Source organism: Streptosporangium sp. NPDC020072 (assembly GCF_040631445.1).
GTDB lineage: Bacteria > Actinomycetota > Actinomycetes > Streptosporangiales > Streptosporangiaceae > Streptosporangium.
On record NZ_JBEYAB010000019.1, the window covers coordinates 141,891 to 164,400 of the forward strand.

At 70.0% G+C, this 22,510-nt stretch carries 28 protein-coding genes and 1 pseudogene; 16 read left to right on the plus strand and 13 right to left on the minus strand.

Translation table 11 applies throughout. From position 1 onward, the window contains the following. Window positions 1-83: 83 nt before the first annotated feature. Both ABZ470_RS36660 and ABZ470_RS36665 read left to right on the plus strand, forming a co-directional pair. Entirely contained in the window at window positions 84-785 is a 702-nt protein-coding gene (locus tag ABZ470_RS36660) for a hypothetical protein (protein WP_362917254.1), read from the plus strand. A gap of 14 nt (window positions 786-799) precedes the next feature. Further along, window positions 800-1,621 carry a hypothetical protein gene (locus ABZ470_RS36665; protein ID WP_362917257.1) on the plus strand — a complete coding sequence of 274 codons (822 nt, stop codon included), beginning with the start codon at window positions 800-802 and terminating at the stop codon, window positions 1,619-1,621. An 8-nt stretch (window positions 1,622-1,629) separates the two neighbouring features. Here the strand turns inward: ABZ470_RS36665 and ABZ470_RS36670 are convergent, their stop codons facing one another. Continuing rightward, window positions 1,630-2,442, minus strand: coding sequence for an SURF1 family protein (locus ABZ470_RS36670; RefSeq protein WP_362917259.1), 813 nt, complete (start codon window positions 2,440-2,442; stop codon window positions 1,630-1,632). A 125-nt stretch (window positions 2,443-2,567) separates the two neighbouring features. Between ABZ470_RS36670 and ABZ470_RS36675 the strand changes: the two genes are divergently transcribed. After that, window positions 2,568-3,239, plus strand: a complete 672-nt coding sequence (locus tag ABZ470_RS36675; protein WP_362917261.1) for a VC0807 family protein — start codon at window positions 2,568-2,570, stop codon at window positions 3,237-3,239. Here ABZ470_RS36675 and ABZ470_RS36680 read toward each other — a convergent pair. After that, on the minus strand, window positions 3,175-3,687 hold the full coding sequence (locus ABZ470_RS36680; RefSeq protein WP_362917263.1) for a helix-turn-helix domain-containing protein: 513 nt from the start codon (window positions 3,685-3,687) through the stop codon (window positions 3,175-3,177). The two genes, ABZ470_RS36675 and ABZ470_RS36680, sit on opposite strands and share 65 nt — an antisense overlap. Window positions 3,688-3,752: 65 nt before the next feature. On the opposite strand from ABZ470_RS36680, the gene ABZ470_RS36685 reads away from it, so the two are divergent. Beyond that, complete coding sequence (locus tag ABZ470_RS36685; RefSeq protein ID WP_362917265.1) at window positions 3,753-4,352, plus strand: GNAT family N-acetyltransferase; 600 nt, start codon at window positions 3,753-3,755, stop codon at window positions 4,350-4,352. After that, window positions 4,349-4,951, plus strand: coding sequence for a TetR/AcrR family transcriptional regulator (locus ABZ470_RS36690; protein ID WP_352013711.1), 603 nt, complete (start codon window positions 4,349-4,351; stop codon window positions 4,949-4,951). The genes ABZ470_RS36685 and ABZ470_RS36690 overlap by 4 nt, the downstream gene beginning before the upstream one ends. A gap of 156 nt (window positions 4,952-5,107) precedes the next feature. On the opposite strand, the gene ABZ470_RS36695 is transcribed toward ABZ470_RS36690, so the two are convergent. Beyond that, window positions 5,108-5,428: a hypothetical protein gene (locus tag ABZ470_RS36695; RefSeq protein WP_352013712.1), complete on the minus strand. Its 321-nt coding sequence runs from the start codon at window positions 5,426-5,428 to the stop codon at window positions 5,108-5,110. Between the two features lie 136 nt (window positions 5,429-5,564). Here ABZ470_RS36695 and ABZ470_RS36700 point away from each other — a divergent pair, with 136 nt between their 5' ends. Further along, window positions 5,565-7,007, plus strand: a complete 1,443-nt coding sequence (locus ABZ470_RS36700) for a methyltransferase (RefSeq protein WP_362917267.1) — start codon at window positions 5,565-5,567, stop codon at window positions 7,005-7,007. A 332-nt stretch (window positions 7,008-7,339) separates the two neighbouring features. On the opposite strand, the gene ABZ470_RS36705 is transcribed toward ABZ470_RS36700, so the two are convergent. Further along, window positions 7,340-10,330, minus strand: a complete 2,991-nt coding sequence (locus ABZ470_RS36705; protein WP_362917269.1) for a BTAD domain-containing putative transcriptional regulator — start codon at window positions 10,328-10,330, stop codon at window positions 7,340-7,342. Window positions 10,331-10,658: 328 nt separating this feature from the next. Here ABZ470_RS36705 and ABZ470_RS36710 point away from each other — a divergent pair, with 328 nt between their 5' ends. Next, a complete protein-coding gene (locus ABZ470_RS36710; RefSeq protein WP_352013715.1) occupies window positions 10,659-11,138 on the plus strand; it encodes a hypothetical protein in 480 nt (159 codons plus the stop codon). A gap of 124 nt (window positions 11,139-11,262) precedes the next feature. On the opposite strand, the gene ABZ470_RS36715 is transcribed toward ABZ470_RS36710, so the two are convergent. Continuing rightward, window positions 11,263-11,907: a GNAT family protein gene (locus ABZ470_RS36715; RefSeq protein ID WP_362917271.1), complete on the minus strand. Its 645-nt coding sequence runs from the start codon at window positions 11,905-11,907 to the stop codon at window positions 11,263-11,265. Between the two features lie 175 nt (window positions 11,908-12,082). After that, entirely contained in the window at window positions 12,083-13,363 is a 1,281-nt protein-coding gene (locus ABZ470_RS36720) for a pyridoxal phosphate-dependent aminotransferase (RefSeq protein ID WP_362917273.1), read from the minus strand. A gap of 99 nt (window positions 13,364-13,462) precedes the next feature. Here ABZ470_RS36720 and ABZ470_RS36725 point away from each other — a divergent pair, with 99 nt between their 5' ends. Together ABZ470_RS36725 and ABZ470_RS36730 are read left to right on the plus strand one after the other, a co-directional pair. Next, window positions 13,463-14,398: a LysR family transcriptional regulator gene (locus ABZ470_RS36725; protein ID WP_352013718.1), complete on the plus strand. Its 936-nt coding sequence runs from the start codon at window positions 13,463-13,465 to the stop codon at window positions 14,396-14,398. Window positions 14,399-14,409: 11 nt separating this feature from the next. After that, window positions 14,410-15,081, plus strand: coding sequence for a ribonuclease HII (locus ABZ470_RS36730; protein ID WP_362917276.1), 672 nt, complete (start codon window positions 14,410-14,412; stop codon window positions 15,079-15,081). A 5-nt stretch (window positions 15,082-15,086) separates the two neighbouring features. Here ABZ470_RS36730 and ABZ470_RS36735 read toward each other — a convergent pair whose 3' ends face one another. Then, entirely contained in the window at window positions 15,087-15,491 is a 405-nt protein-coding gene (locus ABZ470_RS36735) for a HepT-like ribonuclease domain-containing protein (protein ID WP_362917278.1), read from the minus strand. Further along, window positions 15,463-15,882, minus strand: coding sequence for a nucleotidyltransferase family protein (locus tag ABZ470_RS36740; RefSeq protein WP_362917280.1), 420 nt, complete (start codon window positions 15,880-15,882; stop codon window positions 15,463-15,465). The genes ABZ470_RS36735 and ABZ470_RS36740 overlap by 29 nt, the downstream gene beginning before the upstream one ends. Before the next feature lie 177 nt (window positions 15,883-16,059). Here ABZ470_RS36740 and ABZ470_RS36745 point away from each other — a divergent pair, with 177 nt between their 5' ends. Continuing rightward, entirely contained in the window at window positions 16,060-16,383 is a 324-nt protein-coding gene (locus tag ABZ470_RS36745) for a hypothetical protein (protein WP_362917282.1), read from the plus strand. Between the two features lie 167 nt (window positions 16,384-16,550). On the opposite strand, the gene ABZ470_RS36750 is transcribed toward ABZ470_RS36745, so the two are convergent. The 3 genes from ABZ470_RS36750 to ABZ470_RS36760 are packed head-to-tail and all read right to left on the minus strand — an operon-like array spanning window position 16,551 to window position 18,539. Beyond that, window positions 16,551-16,844 (minus strand): 4a-hydroxytetrahydrobiopterin dehydratase, encoded by a 294-nt coding sequence (locus tag ABZ470_RS36750; protein WP_362917284.1) that lies wholly within the window; start codon window positions 16,842-16,844, stop codon window positions 16,551-16,553. 11 nt (window positions 16,845-16,855) lie between these two features. Next, window positions 16,856-17,287 (minus strand): NUDIX domain-containing protein, encoded by a 432-nt coding sequence (locus ABZ470_RS36755; RefSeq protein ID WP_362917286.1) that lies wholly within the window; start codon window positions 17,285-17,287, stop codon window positions 16,856-16,858. A gap of 25 nt (window positions 17,288-17,312) precedes the next feature. Continuing rightward, window positions 17,313-18,539 (minus strand): XRE family transcriptional regulator, encoded by a 1,227-nt coding sequence (locus ABZ470_RS36760; protein WP_362917288.1) that lies wholly within the window; start codon window positions 18,537-18,539, stop codon window positions 17,313-17,315. 165 nt (window positions 18,540-18,704) lie between these two features. Between ABZ470_RS36760 and ABZ470_RS36765 the strand changes: the two genes are divergently transcribed. The 6 genes from ABZ470_RS36765 (at window position 18,705) to ABZ470_RS36790 (ending at window position 21,712) form a co-directional block, all read left to right on the plus strand. Further along, window positions 18,705-18,920, plus strand: a complete 216-nt coding sequence (locus tag ABZ470_RS36765; RefSeq protein WP_362917290.1) for a hypothetical protein — start codon at window positions 18,705-18,707, stop codon at window positions 18,918-18,920. Beyond that, window positions 18,917-19,315 carry a hypothetical protein gene (locus tag ABZ470_RS36770; protein WP_362917292.1) on the plus strand — a complete coding sequence of 133 codons (399 nt, stop codon included), beginning with the start codon at window positions 18,917-18,919 and terminating at the stop codon, window positions 19,313-19,315. The genes ABZ470_RS36765 and ABZ470_RS36770 overlap by 4 nt, the downstream gene beginning before the upstream one ends. Window positions 19,316-19,326: 11 nt before the next feature. Next, a complete protein-coding gene (locus ABZ470_RS36775) occupies window positions 19,327-19,668 on the plus strand; it encodes a hypothetical protein (RefSeq protein ID WP_362917294.1) in 342 nt (113 codons plus the stop codon). Window positions 19,669-20,038: 370 nt separating this feature from the next. Then, window positions 20,039-20,272: a hypothetical protein gene (locus ABZ470_RS36780; RefSeq protein WP_362917296.1), complete on the plus strand. Its 234-nt coding sequence runs from the start codon at window positions 20,039-20,041 to the stop codon at window positions 20,270-20,272. A gap of 11 nt (window positions 20,273-20,283) precedes the next feature. Then, a complete protein-coding gene (locus tag ABZ470_RS36785) occupies window positions 20,284-20,502 on the plus strand; it encodes a BldC family transcriptional regulator (protein ID WP_362782126.1) in 219 nt (72 codons plus the stop codon). Between the two features lie 61 nt (window positions 20,503-20,563). Next, a complete protein-coding gene (locus ABZ470_RS36790) occupies window positions 20,564-21,712 on the plus strand; it encodes an LLM class flavin-dependent oxidoreductase (RefSeq protein ID WP_362917298.1) in 1,149 nt (382 codons plus the stop codon). Window positions 21,713-21,864: 152 nt separating this feature from the next. On the opposite strand, the gene ABZ470_RS36795 is transcribed toward ABZ470_RS36790, so the two are convergent. Then, window positions 21,865-22,251 (minus strand): SCO5389 family protein, encoded by a 387-nt coding sequence (locus tag ABZ470_RS36795; protein WP_352013722.1) that lies wholly within the window; start codon window positions 22,249-22,251, stop codon window positions 21,865-21,867. A 61-nt stretch (window positions 22,252-22,312) separates the two neighbouring features. Continuing rightward, window positions 22,313-22,510, minus strand: a pseudogene (locus tag ABZ470_RS36800) (hypothetical protein); the annotation flags it as partial.

Below are 22,510 nucleotides of genomic sequence, written 5' to 3' on the forward strand. Positions count from 1 at the left end.
TGTCGCGATGGGAATGCGGTCGTGTGCCCTTGTAGGGAGCCCCTAATCTATCCGGCGGCGGACATCTCGCGATGGGGGCGGACATGCAGATCCCGAAGGGCATCCCGTACGGCGCGCGGATCGCCCTGTTGTTCGTCCTGGCGCTGTCCACGATCGTGGTCCACCTGAACCAGGACCCTCGGTTGCGCGAGGCCGAGGAACTCATCTCCGACCTGCGGGCCGGTACGGTGACCAAGGTCGTCTACGACCGGGACTGGCCCGCGTACGGCACGCTGACCTGGTCGAACGGTCCTCTTTCGTGGAACGAGGCCTACTTCGACCCGCCGGACGACGTGTGGGACCCGGTGACCACGAGGCTGGTGCCGAGCGAGCTCCGGCGGGTCCAGACGGCCTTCCTGGCCCGGGTCGGGGAGGCGACGGGCCCGTCGGTCGAGATCGGGCAGGCCCGGGGACCCCAGCGGTTCGGGCTGGCCGGGATGTTCATGGGCTCGCCCGCCTACGCCCGCTGGTGGGAGCCGTTCGCCCCGGTCGCGGTCGCCGCCGAGGTGATCGCCTGGCTGCTGATGCTCACCCGGCGGGACAACCGCTACGCGGGTCGCTGGGCGTGGGCGTGGATGTTCCTGGTCGGGGGGTCGTGGCTCTACGTGCTGCTTGAGCCGTACCCGCTGTGGCGTGGGTCGTCCGAGGTGCCGTCCGAGCGGGTCAGGCTCAACGGGACGCAGGGGTTCGCCCTCGCCGTGGCCGTCTTCTTCGGCATAGGGATGATCAGCGCCTGGACGTCATGAGGTAGTAAAGAAGCATGACCTCTGAAGTGGGGGACTTATCGCCCCGATGGCGTGAGGCGCGCTGGGGGTGGTGGCTCGCCGGGACGGTCGTCAGGGTCGTGTTGCTGTTGGTCCTGTTGTTCGGCGCCCTGCTCGTGGTGGCGGCCGCGGCGCCGACGGGGAGGACGCTTTCCGACTTCCGTGCGGCCCTGAAGGCGGACAGGGTCACGGTCGTCGTCTACCGGGCGTCTCAATCGGGGACGGTATCCACGGACCAGCCGCCCGCAGCGGTGCAGCCGCCCTCGGTGGAGCAGCCGCCCCCGGAGGCGGAGGCCCCTGACTCGTCGGACTCGCCGGAGGTGGTGTACGCGCTGAGGTGGGCCGAGGGGCCGCTGGTCTGGCACCGGATCGACCAGGGACCGGTGTCGGACGGCAAGGGCGCCTACACCTTCGACCGGTTCGGCGCCGACATCGGCGACTCCGGGGCCAGGCTGGTCCAGGAGAGCGTTCGACAACCCTCCTGGTGGTACGCCACCTGGCCCTTCGAGATCCCCCCGACGCTGGGGATGTGGTGGGTCGGGGCCGCCTGGGTGGCGACCCTCATGATCATGCTCGGCTCGACCCCCAGGCTGGGCAACAGGTGGGCGTGGTTCTGGCTGTTCGGCGTCGGTCAGATCGGCGCGTTCGCCTTCCTCCTGCTCGAACCCCGCCCGCTGTGGCACCGGTACGGGCGGCCCCCACCCGAGCGGGGACGGATGCGGGGCGGTACCGGCTGCCTGCTGTCGATCGTGACGTCCGTGGTCGCCGTGGGCGTCGCCGCGGCCGTCGGCGGCCTTCTGAACCTGCTGTTCCCCTGACGACCGTTCTAGGCGTCGACCGTCTCCTTCTCGCCCTTGGCCGCCTCGGCTCGCAGGTCCGCGGCCTCCCGGCGGATCAACAGGATCCAGCCGCCGATCGCGATGCCGATGAACAGCCACCACTGCACGCCGTACGCCAGGTTGAGGCCGCCGCCTCCGCCGACGTCCGGCGCGGGCACCGGGGCGGGCGCGGCCTGGGCCTGCGGCTGCTGGCCGGTCAGCTCGACGTACCCGTCGAGCAGCTTGTACGGCAGGCCCCGCCCGACCGACTCGGTGTTGATCAGCAGGACCTGGCCGGGGGGAAGGCCGGGCCGGTTCCTGATGCCGGTCGTCTCCTCGGTCTCGCTGGGCTGCAGCCGCCCGGTGACGGTCACCTCGCCGGTGCTCGGCGGCGGGACCTCGGGAGGCGCGTCCGCCGTCGCGCCCGCCTTGACCCAGCCCCGGTTGACCAGGACGCCGACGCCGTCGGCCGTCCGCAGCGGGGTGAGCACGTAGAAGCCGACCCTGGTGTCCTGGACGCGTCTGCGGACCAGCAACTGGGCGCCCGCGTCGAACGTGCCGGTGACCGTCACGGGACGGTACCTGTCGTGTGCCCGCATCGGGGCGCCGGGAGGCACGAGGCCTTCGAGGGGGACGGGGGCCGCGGACATGTTGGCGGTGGTCTGGTGGCTGCTGCTCGACCGTTCCTCGTAACGTCCGAACTGCCATCGGCCAAGGAACACGAAGGCGGGGATGACCAGCAGAACCACCACGTGGAGCGCCAGCCATCGGGGAGTCAGAAGGAACCGGTACACGTTCCCAAGGGTAGGCACCGTACTCACCGCTCTCTCCTTCGGCCGGTGCCGGATGTCCGGGAAAGGCTGTCGGACACTCCGGACATCGCGTACGGTCGGATGGATCCGCCCCCCTCGGACCGTTCCATCTCCCCCTCCGGAGCCCGCGCACGATGACCTTGGTCCTGTCGCCCCCCGCGGCTCCGGTCGCACTGCCCCGCCTCGGGGCGCTGCTGCGGCACGCCGCCCCGAGGGTGCTGGAGGGCATGATCCTGCCGGTCGCCGTCTTCTACGCGGGCCTGATGTTCTTCGGTCTGTACGGCGCGCTCGCGGTCGCGGTGGCATGGGTCTACGGCGGCATCGTCTGGCGGCTGGTCAGGCGTGAGCCGGTGCCGGGGACCGTGCTGCTGGCGGCGGGGACGATCACGGTCAGGGCGGTGCTGGCCGCGGCCACCGGCAGCCCGGTGCTGTTCTTCCTGCAGCCCTGCCTGGGAGTGCTCTGCGCGAGCCTGGGCTTCCTGCTCACCGCCCCGACGCGCAGGCCGCTCGTCCAGCGGGTGGCGACCGACCTGGTCCCGCTGCCCGAGCACCTGCTCGAACACCCCCGGATGCGCCGCTTCTTCGTGTGGCAGTCGCTGCTGTGGGGCGGCGCGCAGCTCATCAACGCCTCACTCAGCGTGTGGCTGCTGCTCACCCAGACGCTGGAGACCTATCTCGTGGTGCGGACCTCGCTGGTGGCCGTGCTGCTCGGCGGGGCGGGGCTGGTCTCCGTGCTCGGCCTCAGGCGTTGCCTGCGGGCACTGGACCACGGGTACGGCACGCTCCAGGACCGGGCGACGCCGTGATGTCCCTCGGGCCGGAGATCTCGTGCCCGTCCGCGCAGCGGAAGTGCTGTTCGATCGCGGCACCGCAGTCACGGTGGGTGAGCAGCATCGGGGGCCCCTCGGGGTCGGCGAGATAGCGGTCGCCCCACTGCATCAGGGCGACCAGAGCCGGATAGAGGTCGCGGCCCATCTGGGTCAGTCGATATTCGTCGCGTCTGCGCTGACCGGGCTCGCGGTAGGGGACCTTGCGCAGCAGCCCCTCCTCGACCAGGCGCGCCAGCCGGGCGCTGAGGATCTGTTTCGGGGCCCCGGTGAAGGCCTGCATCTCGGCGAACCTGCGCACCCCGAGAAAGGCCTCCCTGAGCACCAGGAGCGTCCACTTCTCGCCCACGATCGTCAGCGCCCGCTCGATGGAGCAGTTGTCGGGGCGCGGGAGCGCGTCGCTCATGACCGCATCGTAGGTCGTCACGGCGTCACCTCCAACGCGGCTAAGTCTACTTGACATACTCAGCTGCCGGGCGGAAGTCTAGGTTCATGTTGCGAACTCAGGGGGTGCTCGCAGGAACCGTCGTCGAGATCAGGTCCGCCGGGCCGGGCGACGGGGAGCGGATTCGCCACTTCCTCGCGGAACTGTCGCCAAGGACACGGCACCTGCGCTTCCTCACCGCCGTGGACGAGGACATGGCGGGCAGGCTGCTGGCGGAGACCGGCCGGGGGGACGTGCTGCTCGCCGTCGCGGGGGAGAAGGTCGTCGGGCATGCCGTGGGAGCCAGGGCCGGCGCCGAGGTGGAGATCGCGGTGGTCGTCGCCGACGCCTGGCAGGGAAGGGGCATCGGCTCCCGCCTGGTCCGCAGGCTGCTGCGCCGCGCCTCGGTCAACGGAGCCAGGACCGTGAACATGGACGTCCTCGGCGACAACCACCGGGTTCTGGCGATGATCCGGGGCCTGTGGCCGGGAGCCGTCACCCGGACCTCCCAGGGGAGTGTGGAGGTGAACGCGCCGGTCGAACCGGCCCTCGGAGGGGGCGTCGCGCCGGGTGGTGGCGGCGAACGGAGCGTTATCATCGACGGGGAGTCCGGTGGCCGGACACCATTTGCGGAACAAGGTTCTGTTGGCGCACCATTGACACCGTGAAAAGTGCCAAGAACGGACGCGACGGCCGCACCAGGATCATCGAGGGCGCACTGCGCCGGTTCAGCCAGGACGGCGTCTCGGCCACCACGCTCGCCAGCCTCCGCGAGGAGAGCGGCGTCAGCGTCGGCAGTTTCTACCACCACTTCGCGAGCAAGGAACACGTCTTCGGCGTGCTCTACGCCGACACCCTCAGGATGTACCAGGAGGTCTTCCTCACCGAACTGCGGCGTCACGAGGGGGCCAAGGAGGGCATCGAGGCCATCGTCGCCCTGCACATGAGGTGGTACGACGACAACAGGGAGCGGGCGCACCTGTTGCTCAGCGAGCGCCCGCCGAAGCGCGACGAGCCGGGCGGCACCGAGGTCTCCGAGCTGCGCAGGGCCTTCTTCCGCAAGGTCGCCGACTGGTGGCGGCCCCACATGAAGAACGGCCTGCTCCAGCCCGTCCCCCCCACCATGTGCTACGTGCTCTGGCTCGGCCCCGCGACCGAGATGTGCCGCCTGTGGTTCGCGGGCGCCCACCAGCCGACGCCCGAGGAGATCGCGGGCCTGTGCGAGGCCGCCTGGCACAGCCTGCGCCAGCGTCCCGCCCCCGCCTGACCGTACGGCTTCGCCCACCTGGCCCCCGTCGCCGCACCCGTCACCCGCCGCCCACGGCCCCGCGCCGCCCGGCGCCGTCGTCCGTGAGAGCCCCGGTTTTCGGGCGTCTGAGAGCTCCGGCCCGGAGTCCGGGGGTTCGTCCGGGCCGGAGCGGTCTCAGCGTGCTCCCGCGAGCTGCCGTAGCCGGGTTGGCACCCGCCAGACCTTCTCGTCCAGCGAGATGTCCAGCCGCAGGTCCTGGCGTCGTCGCCGCAGACCGGGCACGCGGACCCGGTCGCTGACGTCGAACCCGCCGTGTCCGCCGTTCGCGGAGTATCCGAAGCCCAGCTCGCCCGGCAGGACCCGTAACTCGTCCCGGTTGCCGCACCTCGGGCAGGTCCACGCGACCATGTCCCGGCCACGGTTGTAGTCGTGGCAGGCGCGGAAGTACTCGTCGGGCCGGAAACGGGACTCACAGGCGAAGCAGGGGATCAACATCTCGGAAACCTCAGGACCGGGTGGAGCGACTCCTCATTGGTACCGTCTCCCACTTGTGCCGTGCTTGCAGAACGCTTACGGCCGTCTGCAACGATCGGGTCACCCCCGGCTGGGAGGGCTGCGGGAGGATGGTCGGGTGAGAGATCTTCCCGCCCGTCTCAGAGAGCTGCTGCTCGAAACCGGCTACACCGTCGACGGCGTCCGCGACCGCCTCGGCACGGTCGCCGCGACCGCGCTCTCCCGTGAGGAGACGACACCCGCGCTGCGCGTCACCCGCGACGGCGACCCGCTCGGCACGCTGATCCGGTTGTGGTGGCTCGGAACACCGGTCGAGGCGCCGGAATGGCTCCCGGTCGAGGCGCTCGCCGAGGGCGGGCTGGTGACCGTACAGGACGGTCTGGTCAGCGCGGCGGTGCACCTGCAGCCGTGGGAGACGGGTGGCTACGTCGTCTCCGACCGCAAGGTCAGGCCGGGCGATCCCGCGTTGCGCGAGGACCACGTCGTCGGCGCGGGAGGGGCGTCGGCGAACCTGGCCCAGCTCGTCTCGCGCCGCCCGGCCGGGCGCGTCCTCGACCTCGGCACCGGGTGCGGTGTGCAGGTGCTGCACCTGGCCGGCCGGGCGGAGGAGGTCGTGGCGACCGACGTCAACCCCCGCGCGCTCAGGATGGCCCGGCTGAGCTGGGCGCTGTCCGGGATCGAGGGTGTCGAGGCCAGGCAGGGGTCGCTGTTCGAGCCCGTCGAGGGGGAGCGGTTCGACCTGGTCGTCTCGAACCCGCCGTTCGTGATCTCCCCCCGGGGCCGGTTCACCTACCGGGAGTCGGGCTTCGAGGCCGACGGTTTCTGCCGCGATCTCGTACGGCTCGCCCCCCGCTTCCTCTCCCCGGGCGGCACCTGCCAGCTGCTGGCCAACTGGCTGCACGTCGACGGCGAGGACTGGCGTGACCGGGTCGGCGGATGGCTCGCGGGGACCGGCTGCGACGGCTGGGTGGTGCAGCGGGACGTGCAGGACCCGGCCGAGTACGCGGAACTGTGGCTGAGGGACGCCGCCGAGCAGGGCACCCCCCGTTACCGGGAGCTCTACGACGACTGGCTCGACTGGTTCGAGACCATGAAGGTCACCGGGATCGGCTTCGGCTGGATCACGCTGCACGACTCCGGCAGCCTCGACCCGGTGGTCAGGGTCGAGGAGCTGGGGCAGCGGGTCGAGTTGCCGGTCGGCGGCTATGTGGACGAGGTGCTGGCCTCGGTCGGTCTGGCCCACCGCCTCACCGACGAGGAACTGCTCGGCGCCCGGCTCGCACTGGCCGAGGGCGTGGCCGAGGAGCGTACGGGGCCGCCCGGCGCCGAGGACCCGTCGCGGATCGTGCTCAGGCAGACGCGGGGGCTGCGCCGCGCCACCCAGGTGGGAACCGTCGAGGCGGCCCTGGCGGGGGTCTGTGACGGTGATTATCCACTGGCCCCGCTGCTGGCGGCCATCGCGGAGCTCACCGGCCAGGACGCCGATGACCTGCTGGTTCGTGCTCCCGAAGCGCTCCGCCCGTTGATCGCCGAGGGATTTTTCCACATATCAACCCCCTGATTATCCACAGGCTGTGCATATCCCTGGATGTCCCCACCGATCGGTTGTTGATCCGATGTTGACCGCCGGAAGGGATGCTCTGGACGTGGGCACGGCGTGGACCCGGGGGGTAAGGGACCACGCCGAGTCCGGCCGGTCGTCACAGTGAGGCGGCCGGTCGCCGAAGACGCACCGGATGACCGGGCCCCCTAACGCGTCTTCGACGGCCAGACGGCCGGCCGGGCGCCCCGCATCCGATCTCAGGTTCCAGAGCGACGGGAATTCCAGTGATCAACCACTTTTGGATGACACGGCTCGACGACGATCTGTACGACCTGTATGACGTGTCGTGGTCAGTTACCGACGGGGTCACGGTCGAGCAGAGCGCGGATGTCCGCGGCCTCGGGGGCGCCGAGCCTGTCGAAGATGTCGTGCGCCCGCTGAAGGCAGTCACGGCTGCGCCGGATGTCACCCTGCCCCGCGAGCGCTCTGCCTAGCACCCACAGCGACAGTGCCTCGCCGTACGGGTGGCCGATCTCGACGCTGACCGCCAGTGCCTGCTCCGCGTGCCGGGTGGCGTCCCCGAAGCGGTTGGCCGTGATGAACGTCTCGGCGAGCCGTGAGCAGACGCGCTGCTCCCACACCCGCTGTCCGCTGGTGCGGAAGAAGGCCAGGCACTCGGCGTGGTGGTGCACCGCCTCGTTGAGCCGTCCCACCCGGGACAGCACCATCCCCAGGTGGTAGCGCGCCCGCGCGGTGCCCGGACTTGAGCCGATCTCGGTGAAGATGGTCAGCCCCTGCTCCGCGGCGGCGATCGCCTCCTCGGCCTGACCGAGGAAGAGGTGGTCCCTGGCCGAGTAGCTGAGCGTCAGGGCCTCACCTCCCGGCGCGCCCATCTCCCTGAAGACCTCGCGGGCCGCGTCGAACAGGGCGAGCGCCTCCTGGTGACGGCGCTGACGGCCCGCGACGACGGCCAGCGCGTTGAGCACCTCGCCGCTGACGATGCGGTCGCCCTCGACCGCTAGGCCGAGCGAGGCCTCGAACTCCTTGCGGGCCTCGACCAGCCGGTTCGCGCCGAACAGCACCCTGCCCAGCACGTAGCGGCAGCGCAGCTCGCTGGAGGGCGCGCCGAACCGCTGGGCGGCGGCCAGGGTCTCCCTGGCCCGCCGCTCGAACTCGCGGGCGTGGCTGCCGGACTCAAGCAACGGCTCCATGGCCAGCAGCAGGTCGGCCGCCGGCAGCAACGCCTGGGCCGTCGTCTGGGCCGCCGCCTGGGCGGTCGTCTGGGCGATGGCCGCGAACAGCGACTCCGCCTCGATCGACAGCCACGCCACGGCCTCGTCGGCGGAGGCGAACGTGTGGCCGGGGCCGGTCACCGAGAGCTGTTCGGCGAGCGTGCTGCCGTCGTAGGCCAGCCGGTGCGCCGACTGCGCCGACGCCAGATAGAAGTCGAGCAGCCGCCGCAGCGCGGGCCCGCCCGCCTCGGCGTCCGCACCGCGCTCCGCCGTACGGCGGGCGAAGAGCCGCAGCAGGTCGTGGAAGCGGTAACGCCCCGGCGCGGGCGCCTCAAGCAGGCTCGCGTCCACCAGGGACTCAAGGATGTCCTCGGTCTCCGTCGGGTTCAGCGCGAGGACGGAGGAGGCGGCCCCGACGGAGATGTCGGGACCGCCGGGCAACGACAGCAGCCGGAAGGCCCGTGCCTGGGGTGGGGCGAGCTGGCCGTACCCGAGGGCGAAGGTCGCCTCGACGGCGAGGTTGCCCACCCGCAACTCGTCGAGGCGGCGGCGCTCGTCGGCCAGCCTGGGCACCAGCGAGGCGACCGTCCACGACGGCCTGGCCGCCAGCCGCGCCGCGACGATCCGTACGGCCAGCGGCAGGAAACCGCAGGCGGCGACCACCTCCATGGCGGCCGTGCGCTCCGCGGCCACCCGGTCGGCACCCGCGACCGTGGCGAACAGCGACAACGCCTCGTCGGACTCCATCACGTCCAGATCGACCAGCCTGGCGGCGGGCAGGTCGGCGAGTTTGGGGCGGCTGGTCACGATCGCCGCGCAGCCCGTCGTGCCGGGCAACAGGGGACCGACCTGGGCGGCGTCACGGGCGTTGTCGAGCAGCACGAGCATCCGCCGCTCGGCCAGCAGCGAGCGGTACAGCGCCGCCCGCTCGGCCAGACCGTCGGGAATGACGTCGGGAGGCAGGCCGAGCCCGCGCAGGAACGCCGCGAGCACCGACTCGGCCGCGGCCGGCTCGTCGCCGTAACCGCGCAGGTCGGCGTAGAGCTGACCGTCGGGGAACAGGTCCTGCATGGTGTGCGCCAGGTGCACCGCCAGGGCCGTCTTGCCGACGCCGCCGATGCCGGAGATGGCGGCGACCGGCACACCGTCAGAACCCGCCTGCGACAGCAGGGTGCGCAGCCTGGCGACGACGTGACGGCGGCCGGTGAAGTCACTGACGGCCGCGGGCAGCTGCGCGGGACGGGGCAGCTCGGGGACCTCGACCTCGGTCGGCTCGGGCGGGGCCGTACGCTCCTCGGGCACGGAGACGGCGGCACGCGCGGGCACGAGAGCCGGGTCGCCGGAGAGGATGCGCCGGTGCAGGGTGGTCAGCTCGGGCCCCGGCTCGATGCCGAGCTCGTCGATCAGCGCGGTCCGGGTCTCGGCGAAGACGGCCAGGGCGTCGGCCTGCCTGCCGCACCGGTAGTAGGCCAGCATCAGCTGGGCGCGCAGCCGTTCCCGCAGCGGGTGGTCGGCGGTCAGCGCGACCAGCTCGGAGACCACGTCGGCGTGCCTGCCGAGCTCAAGGTCCAGGTCCATGAGCGTCTCCACGACGCTCATCCTGCGTTCGACGAGCCTGCCGCGCTGGTGTTCGGCGTAGGGGCCCACGGCCCCGGCCAGCGGTTCCCCGGTGCACAGCTCCAGACTGGCGCGCAGACTCTCCGCCGCCCCCCTGCCGTCTCCCGTACGGCGGGCGGTCTCGGCCTCGTGGACACCCCGCTCGAACTGCGTCAGGTCGAGGGTGACGTCGTTCAGCCGCAGAGCGTATCCACGGCCGACCGAGGTGAGAAGCTCCGGGCGGGTCCGGGGGGATCTGCCCGGTTCCAGGACGGCCCGCAGCCGCGAGACGTAGGTGCGCAGCGCGCCGAGAGCCCTGGGCGGCGCGTCCTCGCCCCAGACCGCGTCGATCATCTCCGTGGGAGTGACCGCCCTGCCCTCACGCAGCAGCAACATCGTCAGGATGGAGCGTTGCAGCGGCGTGCCGAGGTCGAGTTCGACGCCGTCACGCCAGGCCTGGACAGGGCCGAGCAAGGCGAAGCGCAACCCCTCTTCGCTGCTGTGAGCAGCCATTTCCTGGATCTCCGCCCTCAAGAAAAAGCCTTACCACCGAAATGATAGGTCCTGCAATGCCGTCACCACAGGAAACCGCCCACTCGTTAACCCTGGTGTTGATTCATCGTCAATCGGGCGTTGAACCGCTTCCCGGATGCTGTGACATGCCGGGCATGGCCCCATACGGGGGCGGTCATGCCCGGTGTTTCACCAGGTTGCAGGCGTTGATTCAATCGTCTGCAGGCGTCGATAAAGGCGCTGTAAGCACGGTGCAGGGACCTCGTCCTATCAATGGGTCATGACTTCCACCAAGGAACGGGAAGTCCGGCCCTCTGGGAGAGGAACCATGAACCGCACCATCCGCAGCCTGCTCGGCGTCGCCGCGGCGACCGCCGTCCTCGCGGTCGGCGTCCCGGCGCTGACCTCCTCGGCCTCGGCCGCGACGACCGGCACCGCGACCGCCGGTGCCCTCGACGTCGACTTCTGGGGCTCCTACTACTCCAAGTACCGCAACGGCTCCCGGGCCAAGGCCAACGGCCAGGTGTGGGACGACGGCTCCGAGGTCCACGTCCAGGGGCGTCTCTACGACAAGAACAGTCCGTGGCGGCTGTGCGGCTACGTCCAGGTCAAGTTCGAGAACGCCGACGGCGACGAGTCCTACGACTGGGCCAGGCAGTGCGTTTCGTCCGGCTACCGGTCCTTCCACTTCTCCGAGGAGGACGTCGACAACGTCCAGGTCCGGGTCTGCTACTGGGAACGGCCCGGGGCCCAGCGCGTTTCCTGCGGCCGGTGGAACTACATCTACGAGGCCGATGACGACGAGTGACGCCTGACGGACGATGAGGTCATCGGGGCGGCCTTGGAAAAGGCCGGGAAGACGAACATCGGGCCCGCCCGGAACTCCGGGCGGGCCTTTTGTTCCATGGTTCATCGGAAGTGATGGGGCTCCGTCACGCGGCCTCGAACAGGCCGAGTCGCGTGTGGAGCCGTTCTCGTACGGCAGGCCACTCGCCGCTCAGGATCGAGTAGTACGCGGTATCTCGGACCGTGTCGTCGGCGCCTCGGGTTTCCGCCCGCCGCACACCGTCGAGGTGTGCGCCGAGGGCCTCGATGGCGGCCCGGGATCGTGCGTTGCGTACGTCGGCTTTGAGCGTGATGCGGTGGACCTGCCAGGTCTCGAAGGCGAGCGAGAGCATCAGGTACTTGCTCTCCCGGTTGACACCCGTGCCCTGGGCCGAGGCGGCCAGCCAGGTGTAACCGATGTCCGCCACGGACGGGACCTCGCCCACCGCTCCACGCGTACCCGGCGGCCAGGGCATGGGGCCCTGCCAGTACTCCAGGTGCATGAGGCGGGTGGCACCGACTATGCGGTCGGTGTGTAGCCACCGGACGGCGAAGGGCAACGTGCGGCCCTCCGCCTGCTCAGCCAGAGCGGCCTCCACGTAGGAGACCATCTCTTCCCGGCCTTGGGGAACGCGAGTGAAGGCGTAAGTAGAACGGTCCTCACTCGCCGCGGTGACGAGGTCGTCGACCACCGCGAGGCTGAGCGGTTCCAGGCGCACGGAGCGCCCGGACAGGGTGACAAAAGCGGGCATGAGCACATGATGGGGGCTGACAGGCATGCCTGGTGCCAAATGACACAAGACATCTTGGTTAAGCCCCTGGTGCCCCCTGCTCGGAGGGGTGAAATCGCAGGTCAGAGCATGCGGATGCTATCCCGGATGTGCCTGCTCACGGGGTAAAGTTTCCTTAAAGTGATCTCCTGAAAGATCAGCCCGTCACGGGGCTGGGAACGGCGCCGGAAACACGGCGTCCACCGGGTGCCGGCCGGGCCCCCGCCAGGCCGGTCAGGGCCTCACTCAGATGGTCGAGCGCGGCCGAGATCCAGGGCAGTTCCAGCGGGTCGGCGGCGTGCAACGCGGCCAGTCGCCGCTCGGTCGTCTCGCCGTACAGCAGGCTCGTCGCCACCCGCACCCGCAGGGCCCTGACGTCGTCGCCGAAGACGTGTCCGGCGAGCACCCCGACCCCGTGCCGGTCGAGCAGCGCCGCGGCCAGTTCGGCGGAGGTCGTGAAGTCATGTCCGGCGAAATCGGGATAGAGGTAGAAACCGCCGAGCGGCGCCTCGGTCCGCACTCCCGCCCGGACGAGCCTGTCGTGTACCGCCCGCGCGACCGTGCCGTGCAGCCGCCTGCTCAGGTCGATCCGCTCGACGAGCTCGGCGGGCTCGGTGTAGGCGTAGGCCGCGGCCCGCTGGACGGGCGCCGCCGGACTCGACCAGATCTCACTGGCCACCGCGAGCAGCCGGTCACGCAGCTCGGCGGAGGGAAGCCTGGCCACGCCGATCCGCCAGCCGCCCAGGGCCAGGCTCTTGCTGAGCCCACTGGTGATCACCGTGCGCTCGGGGGCGACGTCGGCGGGACTGACGAAGCCGGTCGCCGGATCGTGCAGGAGGTCGCGGTAGATCTCGTCGGAGATGACGATCAGACCGAGGTCACGGGCGATCCTCGCCAGCCGGGTGACCGTGGCCGGGGAGGCCAACGTGCCGGTCGGGTTGTCCGGCAGCGTGAGCAGGATGGAACGGACGTCACGCCCCCGCGCCCGCGCGTGCAGTACGGCGGAGGCGACTCGGTCGGGATCGGGCACCCCGCCTTCGCCAGGAGGGGCGGGAACCGGCAGCGGACGGGCCCCGACCAGGTCGGCCTGGGCGGCGTAGCTCACCCAGCTCGGCATCGGCAGCACGACGTCACCGCCGATCGCCAGCAGCAGGCCGTACAGCAGGGGCTTGCTCCCGGGGCCGCAGACCACCAGGTCGGGGTCCGTCGGCAGGCCGCGCCTGTCCCAGTAGCCCGCCGCGGCCTCGCGCAGCGGCGTGATCCCCGCGACCGGGCCGTACCCGTTGTGCTCGGAGGCGGCGGCCAGCCGTTCGCGTAGCGCCGGATGAACGGGCAGACCCGCCTCACCGAAGGCCAGGTGGAGCACCCGCTCACCGGCGCGCCGTCTTCGTTCGATGTCCTCGTTCGCCGCCAGCGTGGCGGAAAGCGTCACGTTCATCAGTGTCCCTTTCCGATCAATGCGGAACGTTCCCAAGCGTGATGGGATGCAGGCATCGGAACAAGCACTGGTTGGTGTGGGTGGGCGTAAGGAAGTCCGATGCTTGATTTTCGTCGGCTTGTGGTGATCTGTGAGTTCGCCAGGAGAGGGAGCATCGCCGCGACGGCGGCCTCCCTCGGCTACAGCCCGTCCGCGGTCTCCCAGCAGCTCGCGACCCTCGAACGGGAGGCCGGAGCCGCGCTGCTCGACCGTTCCGCGCGCAGCGCCGAGCTCACCGACGCCGGACGCCGCCTGGTCGAGCACGCCCAGCGCATCCTGGCGATGGTCGAGAACGCGGAGTCGGACCTGTCCGCCCACCAGGGAACCCCGTCGGGGCGCGTCACCGTGACCGCCTTCCCCACCGCCGCCGTCGCCTTCGCGCCCGCCCTCGCCAGGTCGCTGCGCAGGCACACCGCGCTGACCCTGCGGATGGGTCAGGGACGCTCAGGACGGGGGATGCGCGAGGTCAGGTCGGGCGAGGTGGACATCGCGCTGGTCGACGACTGGTACGGCAGGGTGCGCGAGACGGACACGCTTCGGGTCTTCCCGCTGCTGCACGACCCACTGGTGCTCGTGGTGCCGCGCAGGCACCGGCTCGCCTCCCTCGACGAGCCCGTCGACCTGCGCGAACTACGTGACGAGCCGTGGATGGCCACCCCGGACGGCGAACCCTCCCGGCTGGCCGTCGACCGCATGCTGGCCGACTTCGGCGGGGCCCAGCCGGTGCCGTGGGAGTTCGAGGGGCTGGGGACGATCCTCGGCCTGGTCGCCAAGGGCATCGGCATCGCGGCCGTCCCGGCCCTGGCCCTGGCCGCCGGGGTCAGGGGGATCGTCGTGCGGGAGTTCCCCGGCGATCCGGTCAGCCGCGTCGTCCACGCCGTCGCCCGCGCGTCGAGCGTCAACCGGCCCGCCGTCTCCGTCACCCTGCGGGCCGTACACGTGGCCGCCCGGATGCTGGTCGACGACCTGGCCGTCGTCCGGCTGGCCGAACGGTAACGTCTTCAGCCATGCCTCCCACATACGCGCTCGAACGGCTGCTGTCCGGCAACGGGTCGAAGACCGTCGCCGGGATCGACGAGGTCGGCCGGGGCGCCTGGGCCGGACCCGTCGCGGTCTGCGCGGTGGTCACCGACCTGTCCGAGCCGCCCGCCGGACTGACCGACTCCAAGATGCTCACCCCGGCCCGCCGTACCGCCATGTTCGACGAGATCGTCACCTGGGCCGTCGGCGTCGGGTACGGCGAGGCCACCCACGCCGAGATCGACGAACTCGGCATGACCGAGGCACTGCGCAGGGCGGCGGGCCGGGCCCTGGCCGAACTGCCCGTCCGGCCCGACGTGGTCATCCTCGACGGCAAACACGACTATCTCGGGGCGCCCTGGCCGGTCCGGTGCGAGATCAAGGGAGACCTGTCCTGCGTCTCGGTCGCCGCGGCCTCGGTGGTGGCCAAGGTCCGCCGCGACGCCTACATGGCCTCTCTGGTCGGTGTCGAGGAGTACGGCTTCGCCGACAACGCGGGCTACCCCTCGCCGATCCACCAACAGGCCCTGGAACGCCTCGGCCCCACCGAACACCACCGCCTGTCCTGGTCCTACCTGGACGACCTCCCTCGCTGGCGCCACCTCAAGAGACACCGGAACCCTTTGGCGGGGGAAGGTCAGCTCGGGCTGTTCGGGTAGGTGGGTCACTCGCCTGTTGAGGCGTCCTCAATCTTCAACTGCTGTGCGCTGTCCGGGTTGACCAGCCAGAGGAGATCCAGGGCCTGCTTTTCCATGATCGGAACATCGGTTCTGGAAGTTTTCCAGATTGCGCTGAGATCCACTGAGAAGTAAGCATGAGCAAGGATGTTTCGGAGACCACGGATCTTGCGCCAAGGGATCTCCGGACGCATCGCCCTGGTGGCTTCGCTGATGCCAGAGGCGGCTTCCCCGATGTTCATGATCTTCCACTGCACAGCCGACTGCAGCTGTTCGTCGCCGAGCCATCGTTCCTCTTCGACATCTTTGAGGAAGTAGGCGATCGATCTGGCGGACTTGACGATGTCGATGAGGTAGAGCTCGTCACGCCGCGTAGAGGACTTGGGCGTCATGCAGGACCTCGTCTCTGATTGATTCGTTGAGGTAACGCTTGGCGACCAGGTCGACGGGACGGTCGAAGAGATCTTCAAGCTCTTCCTGAAGGGTGATGATCTCTAGTAGGCCTAGTGGAGCACCCTCAGCATGAACATAGAGCAGATCAAGGTCGCTCTCCGGCCTGTCATCGCCCCGGGCGACAGACCCGAAAACGGACAGTTCGGTGATTCCAAAGCGCTGACAGAGAGCGCTGAGCTGTGCCTGTGTCTCGTTGAAGTCCATCTTCGCCTCCTTTGTTCCCTGACGAGCTATAGGCTCTGGAGCCTGGGGTGACACGCCAACCACGTTGGTTGTGGCCTCCAGGAGGTTGCTTCTGCGGAACCCGACATCGAGCAGGTCGGGGGACATAGCTGTTCCTCGCCTTCGTCTAGGGTCCAGATCCTCCAGTGTGATGAGTGACCGCATGCCCACCTACCAAACTAATGTTTGAGGGTATGGTTGCGAACCCTCCAGGGTGACGAGCGACTCGGCAAACAGGGCAGCTTCCGCCGCCCGTTGTTCGGGTCAAGCCCGAACGTGTGCAGCTTGACCCGGGCGACCTCGCGGACGCTACCGGTCACCACCGTCTGCACCACCCCGTCTCGGTCGGCCACGGCTTGCAGCGCGGCAGCCGCCCCCCTGCCGTATCTCGCCCCGCCGCAGCAGATGAACCTCGGCCAGGGCGGCGGCGAACCGCTCGAAATCATCCCCGCCGGTCGTCAGGCCGTGCAGCCGGGCGGTCTCCCGGAAGATCACCGCCTCGGTGAGGCCGTCGATCCTGGCCTGCTGCCGCATGACCACCCCGGTCACCCGCTCGAACGCCTGCGCCGACAGCTCAAGACCGATGCCCGCATGTCGATCAGCGTGTGATCGATGTCCCACAACACCACCCGGATCACCGTCACCTCCTCGATGTACGGCTCGCTCTTGTCGGAACCCGGGTCTCCCGGAGATCAGGCGTCGGTAAGAGGGTCACCTTATGTGGGGTTTCCGGTGAGGGGAGGCCTCAACGCCAAGACGTGAGGAAAGGGCGCGGTTCAGGCCGGTCCGGCGCCGTGGACGGTGGCGATGGCGTCGATGTGGTGGGCCAGGTCGAAGTCCTTGGCGGTGAGGCGGTGCCCGGCGTCGTGGGTGGTGACGGCGAAGCGGATGCGTTGCCAGGTGATGTGCATGTCGGGGTGGTGTCCGACCTCGCGGGCCTTGGCCGCGACGTACATGGCCAGGTGGACGCACTCGTGGTAGGTGTGCCGGAAGGTCCGCTCGATCGTATGCCCGTTCCGTTCCCAGCCGGGCAGCCCGGCCAGGCGCTCGGCGATCTCCTCGTCGGACAACGGGTGGAGGGTCATGGGTTCGTCAGCAGGTGGGTGCCGTCGTGGTGGCGTATGGCGGGCGGTTGGCCGGGGCGCATGGCGTCCAGGACACGTACGGCGAATGCCTCGTTGGCGAGGGTTTTCACTTCCTTGGGGTCGGCCCAGCGGAAGGCACGGCTTTCGCGATTCTTGGTGAGGCGGCCGCCGGTGGCGGCGCAGCGGAAGACCAGGGCGACGACGGCGCGGGTCATGTTCTTGTAGACCCCGGTCAGGGCGAGGGGTTCGACGATCAGGCCGGTCTCCTCGCGCACTTCGCGCACCAGACCGGTGGTGATGTCCTCGTCACGCTCCAGAATGCCGCCGGGCGCCTCCCAGCGGCCGTTGTCGCGCCGCTGGACGAGCAACGCACGTCCCTGGTCGTCGAGAACCACCCCGGCCACACTGACCGAGTGCCCCAGATTCATGACGCGGCCTTTCGGGTGAGTCTCCTCAGGATGCCTGCGGCAGGGCCTCTTGGAGGGCACGGGCGCCCGGTGCGCGCATGCGGTCCAGTAGTCCGGCCACCTTGCGCAGGTCACGGACGGCGTAGGTGTTGACGGCCACCGCGTCGGGAGCGACGTCGAGCGCCGTCTCCGTCGCGGCTTCGGCCTCGCCCGCCAGCGCGTGCGCGCGGGCCAGGCAGGCGCCGAACCAGGCGCGATCACGCCGGTAGGACCCCGCCAACCCCGCCAGCCCCCGTTCGAGGAAGGGCACCGCGCGATGGCCGTCGCCCAACTCCAGTTCGGCCATGCCACGCTGCATGAGGAACCAGCCCTCGTCGTAGAAGTACATCCACGACGGCTCCTCCTCGGGACGCTCGGCTGCTTTTCTGATCAGTTCTTCGGCTTCGCCGAGCAGGGAGCGCGCTTGCCGACCCTGTCCCATCTGCGCCTGTCCCCGGGCGGCCATCTGGGCGGCCATCCCCTGGATGCCCAGTGAGGTGCGGCCGTCGTGCCAGCGGGACGCCTCGGCCAGCCGTACACACCGCTGCGGGTCCCCGGTGCTCCACGCCAGGTGAGCGCGCATGTTCAGGGTCGTCGCGGCCAGGGCGGCGTCTCCGGCCTCCAGCGCCCAGCCGTGGGAGCGGTCGTACCAGGCCAGCGCGGCGGCCAGATCGCCGCTGTCATGGCACATCCACGCCAGGAACTGGGCGTACTGGGCGACCATGCCGACCAGCCGGTCTCCCGCCGTCCCGCGAACCCCTCGGGCGAGATCGGCGACGGTGGCGAACTGGGCACGGACCACGGGCATCAGCGGGCGACTGCCCATGGTGTCCTCGGCCCGGCGGTGCTCGGCCAGACATCGCTCAAGCCACGCGATCGTCTCCAGATCCACCCGCCCCGGTTCGCCGATCGTCTTCGTGATCCGTTCGTACAAATCAGGATCAGGAGCAAGAGATGGCAGAGCCAAAGCGGAAAGCGGCATGTTCGCGGAGGCGAACAGTTCCTCACCGAGACCGAGCACCTTGCGATAAAGCGGCAAATACGGGTCGTCCGGCCTGTGGCGCCCGGTTTCGTGCCCCTTGATGCTGGCGACTATCGACTTCAGCCGGGGCAGAGTGTACGGCTCAGCCACTTTCAGCATTTCACGGGCCAGATCGGCCCGCCCCCATCCGCGCAGCTCACGCTCGGCGCGCAGCCGTGCCGCCCATACGGGCAATTCATCGTTCACAGCCATTGATGCCTCACCACGGGTGGGTAAACGCTGTTCTTACCCTCAGTATCCCCACCGGCACACCTCGACGTGGCGTTACGGCCCCATTGAAATAGCCGTACACCACAACGCCATCCCGTCCGCCTCTCATGTTCCGGCGGGATTTCGAACGCAACGGAGGTGAGGTCCATGGAAACTGCCAGGTCCCTTCCGGCCGCCCAGGTCATCCCCGGCTGGCGGCTGATCATCAGTGACGCCGGTCGGTTCTGGGCTGTCCGCAATCGGGCGTTCCCGGGTACGGCGTTGCGGGCCGGAGCGGAGCCGACCGTGGACGCCGACACCTTCGAGGAGGTCCGGGAGGCCGTGGCCCGTCAGGAGGAGATCGCTGAGGGGGTGTCGGCGTGACGGGGCGGCATCGGGACGGCCTGCAGTACGCGGCGGTGTATCGGCGGGTGTGGGACGGCCCGGCCCGCGCCGAGGCCGAGCGGATCGATCGGGCGTGGGCTGAGTGGACGGTTCTCTACAGCCTGGGAAAGCGGTGCTTCTACGCCATGGCCGCTTGGGACGGCCCGCGACCGGTGATCGTCGAGGACGTCACGGGTGAGGGGTTGGAGGAGCGGATACGGGAGGCGGAGATGATCCGGGCGATCCGGCTCGCGGTGCAGTCTTCCCCAGCGCTGGTTCATGGCGGGGCTTCCCGTAGGCGGGCAGGGCCCTCCGTGGTGGCGGTCGCCGAGGAGCCCGGCGGGGAGGCGGGGCTCGCCGGGGGACGGCGTTCGCCGGGTGGGAGGGCGGCGTGATGTCGTGTCCGGTGTCGGATGTCGTGCTTCAGGGGTGCGACGCCGTACAACAGGCCCATCCGGATTGGCTGGTTCTCCACAGTTCGCGGTCCGGGCTGTGGAGCGCCTACCGCCGCTTCCTTCCCGGCAGGCCGGGTCTCGGAGACGTGCTGTTGGTGCGGGCCGGGTCGGTCGATGAGTTGGAGCGGAAGCTGAGCGCCCGGGTGTCCCCGACGGTGCCGCCGAGTATCCGAGCCATCGCCGTCGCCCGTGCTCTGCGGACTCCCACCGCCCGGGTCGTCCCGGCTGTACGCCCTGGTCAGGCCGTCGTGGCGAGCCGGTCTACGGCGTTGCGCAGGTTGCTGCGCTCCTGAAGGCCGGTACGGCGGGTGAGGAGACGCATGCCCGCCGTACCTCGTGAACGTGCGGTCCAGGGATGAGGGACCTGGGCCGCACAGGACTCCTGAAAGCCGGTACGGCGGGCGGTGGAAACTCATCCCACCCGTCCGCCCGCCGTACCCCCATGAACGTGCGGTCCAGGCGGGAGGGGTCTGGGCCGCACACCCTAGCAAGACAGCTCCCACGCACGTCCGAAGCGTGCTGGGGAAGGAGGGAGTCGTCTGGCGCACCGGTCTTCCCCAGGGGAAGGCCGGTCCTCCTCCAGGGTGCCCGGCCGTCGTGCTCCCCGGCTCGGGGCCGGGCACCCGCCCCGCACTTCTTCCGCTCCCGCACCCAGGGACGACCATGACTGACGACGATCGACGACTGATCGACCTGCTCATCAGCACCCATCCCGGCTGGCGGTACGAGTACCTTCATCTGCCCGGCCTGCCCCGGTGGTGGGCCATCCGGTACGAGCCGTTGCGGCCTGACCAGCGCAGAGCCGGGGCCCGCGATGTGCTTGGCCGTACGACACTGCGTCGGCTGGCTCGCGCGTTGGCCCGGCATGACGAGATCCTCCACCGAAGCCGCTACTGAAGGGGTTCCCCATGTCTCCCCTCAAGGCCGTCGCCCCGGACGGCACCTTCGCCACCGGGCCGGACACCACCGAACGGCTTCTCACTCCCGGGGAGGTCGCGCGGATCTTCGGGGTGGACCCGAAGACCGTCAATCGGTGGGCGTTGACCGGGAAGATCCCCTCGGTGCGGACGCCCAGCAGGCAGCGGCGTTATCGGGAGAGCGACATCAACGCGCTTCTCAACGGCTGATCCATGGGGGAAGGGTGATATGCCCTTTTCTGTCGGGGGGCGGTGGCGCATGGTGGGCAGCATGCGGGTTGGGATCTTCCTCATCGCGGCCGGATTCCCCGGCAGGGAGCCGGGACAGGTGTTGCGGGACACGGTCGAGGCGGTGGTCGTCGCCGAGGAGGCGGGCTTCGACGACGCGTGGATCGCCGAGCACCACTTCATGTCGTACGGCGTGTGCCCCTCGGCGGTGACCTTGGCGGGGGTCGCGCTCGGCCGTACGGACCGGATCGGGGTGGGGACGGCGGTGAGCGTACTGTCGGCGCGGCACCCCGTTGAGCTGGCCGAACAGGCGGCGATCCTGGACCAGGTCTCCGGCGGGCGGTTCACGCTCGGGGTCGGGCGGGGCGGTCCCTGGACGGAGCTTGAGGTGTTCGGGACGGGGCTGCCCAGGTTCGAGCGGGGGTTTCCCGAGTCGCTCGACCTGCTGTGCGCGGCCCTCGGGCAGGACACGGTCCGTGCGGACGGGGAGTTCTTCCGGTTCCGGGAGGTACCGATGGTCCCGACCGCCCGACTCAGGCCGGTCGTGGCGTGCACCTCGCCGGGGACGGTCGCACTGGCCGCCGGGCGGGGGCTGCCGATGCTGTTGGGGATGCACCTCGACGACGAGGGGAAGGCCGGGCTGCTGCGGGAGTACGGCGAGGCCTACGGCGCTGGGGGAGGTGCCCGGGGTGGCGGCTGTGACGACGGGAATCCAGGGCATCGTGGTGTCCGTGGAGGCGGGGACCTGGGGCGTGGTGAGGCCCATGGCGATGGGGATCAAGGGTGTGGTGGCGCCTGGGACGGTGGGGATCCGGGGCATGTGGCGGCGGTGGTCGGGCATGTGGCGGACTCGACGCGGGAGGCCGTCGCGGAGTTGAGGGCGGCGATGCCGGGCTGGCTCGGACCGGGGCTCGCGGGGTACGTGCCCGTTGACGGGCGCCCCACGCCGCGCCGTGACATCGCGGACTACGTGGACTTTCTCTGCCGGACGCACCCGGTCGGCTCTGCCGACCTCTGCGTCGAGCGGATCGAACGGACCGTCAACAAGACGGGGCTCGGCCACCTGATCCTCATGGTCGAGGGGGCGGGCACACGGGAGCGAACCCTCGAAACGATCAGACGGCTGGGGGCTGAGGTGCTGCCCCGCGTCAGGAATGGGAAAGCGCCCTCGCCGGGTTGGGGTACGGCCTGACGAGAGAGAGGGACTGGAGTGCTGTCCTGGGCCAGGAACCTGGTCAGAACGGCGCTGGGTTGGTATGGCCTGGCGAGGGTGGGGGTGCCCCGGACAGGAAAAGGAAAGCGCCCTCGTCAGGCCGGGGTGCGGCTTGACGAGGGCGGGAGGGGTCAGCAGTCGACGAGTTCGGGGCTCTGGTTGAGGATCTGGGACCTGGCGGTGATGAACTCGGCGTGGGCCTTGACGGCCGCCGGGTCGAAGACCGCGACCCGGTGGCAGTTCTGGAAGGCCAGTTTCACCCCGAAGTGGCGCTCAAGCGCGCCGCGCATGGAGTCGCTGGCGAGGCAGCGCAGGAGCTGGCCGCGGGCGGCCTCGTCCGGCGGCGGGACGGTGTTGTCGGTGAACTCGGCACCGGTGCGCTCACGCTCCCCCACCAGGTCACTGATGAGCGTCCATGCATATGGCAGGGAGTCACGGACACAGGCGACGAACGTCGCGTCGTCCACCTCTCCTGCCTTCGCCTGGTCGAGAAGCTCGTTCGGAACGGTCAGCGACATGCTGCCTTCTCCTCTCAGAAGGGAACTTACAGACACTAGGCCGGGCCCGATCGACCTCCAGCTAGCGCTGGAGGGACACTCGTGTGGGCCCGAAGACGAATTCGGGGTCGATCTGCGCCGCGAGATCCTCCCCCGTGGCCCGGTTCGCCCAGGCCCGCGCGTTACGCAGATGGAACTCCACCGCCTGACGACCGAACAGCCCCCAGTCCTTCTCCCGGCCGTCCACCGCCGCCAAAAGCACCTCCAACCCCGAGGACAC

Excerpts from the sequence above, each read along its gene's own strand:
- ABZ470_RS36685 (WP_362917265.1), top strand. The coding sequence starts at position 3,753 with ATGTTGCGAACTCAGGGGGTGCTCGCAGGAACCGTCGTCGAGATCAGG.
- ABZ470_RS36665 (WP_362917257.1), top strand. The coding sequence starts at position 800 with ATGACCTCTGAAGTGGGGGACTTATCGCCCCGATGGCGTGAGGCGCGC.
- ABZ470_RS36785 (WP_362782126.1), top strand. The coding sequence starts at position 20,284 with ATGTCTCCCCTCAAGGCCGTCGCCCCGGACGGCACCTTCGCCACCGGG.
- ABZ470_RS36790 (WP_362917298.1), top strand. The coding sequence starts at position 20,564 with ATGCGGGTTGGGATCTTCCTCATCGCGGCCGGATTCCCCGGCAGGGAG.
- ABZ470_RS36695 (WP_352013712.1), bottom strand. The coding sequence starts at position 5,428 with ATGTTGATCCCCTGCTTCGCCTGTGAGTCCCGTTTCCGGCCCGACGAG.
- ABZ470_RS36715 (WP_362917271.1), bottom strand. The coding sequence starts at position 11,907 with ATGCCCGCTTTTGTCACCCTGTCCGGGCGCTCCGTGCGCCTGGAACCG.
- ABZ470_RS36735 (WP_362917278.1), bottom strand. The coding sequence starts at position 15,491 with ATGACGCCCAAGTCCTCTACGCGGCGTGACGAGCTCTACCTCATCGAC.
- ABZ470_RS36755 (WP_362917286.1), bottom strand. The coding sequence starts at position 17,287 with ATGAATCTGGGGCACTCGGTCAGTGTGGCCGGGGTGGTTCTCGACGAC.
- ABZ470_RS36740 (WP_362917280.1), bottom strand. The coding sequence starts at position 15,882 with ATGTCCCCCGACCTGCTCGATGTCGGGTTCCGCAGAAGCAACCTCCTG.
- ABZ470_RS36795 (WP_352013722.1), bottom strand. The coding sequence starts at position 22,251 with ATGTCGCTGACCGTTCCGAACGAGCTTCTCGACCAGGCGAAGGCAGGA.
- ABZ470_RS36725 (WP_352013718.1), top strand. The coding sequence starts at position 13,463 with ATGCTTGATTTTCGTCGGCTTGTGGTGATCTGTGAGTTCGCCAGGAGA.
- ABZ470_RS36705 (WP_362917269.1), bottom strand. The coding sequence starts at position 10,330 with ATGGCTGCTCACAGCAGCGAAGAGGGGTTGCGCTTCGCCTTGCTCGGC.
- ABZ470_RS36660 (WP_362917254.1), top strand. The coding sequence starts at position 84 with ATGCAGATCCCGAAGGGCATCCCGTACGGCGCGCGGATCGCCCTGTTG.
- ABZ470_RS36730 (WP_362917276.1), top strand. The coding sequence starts at position 14,410 with ATGCCTCCCACATACGCGCTCGAACGGCTGCTGTCCGGCAACGGGTCG.
- ABZ470_RS36760 (WP_362917288.1), bottom strand. The coding sequence starts at position 18,539 with ATGGCTGTGAACGATGAATTGCCCGTATGGGCGGCACGGCTGCGCGCC.
- ABZ470_RS36765 (WP_362917290.1), top strand. The coding sequence starts at position 18,705 with ATGGAAACTGCCAGGTCCCTTCCGGCCGCCCAGGTCATCCCCGGCTGG.
- ABZ470_RS36780 (WP_362917296.1), top strand. The coding sequence starts at position 20,039 with ATGACTGACGACGATCGACGACTGATCGACCTGCTCATCAGCACCCAT.
- ABZ470_RS36675 (WP_362917261.1), top strand. The coding sequence starts at position 2,568 with ATGACCTTGGTCCTGTCGCCCCCCGCGGCTCCGGTCGCACTGCCCCGC.
- ABZ470_RS36720 (WP_362917273.1), bottom strand. The coding sequence starts at position 13,363 with ATGAACGTGACGCTTTCCGCCACGCTGGCGGCGAACGAGGACATCGAA.
- ABZ470_RS36710 (WP_352013715.1), top strand. The coding sequence starts at position 10,659 with ATGAACCGCACCATCCGCAGCCTGCTCGGCGTCGCCGCGGCGACCGCC.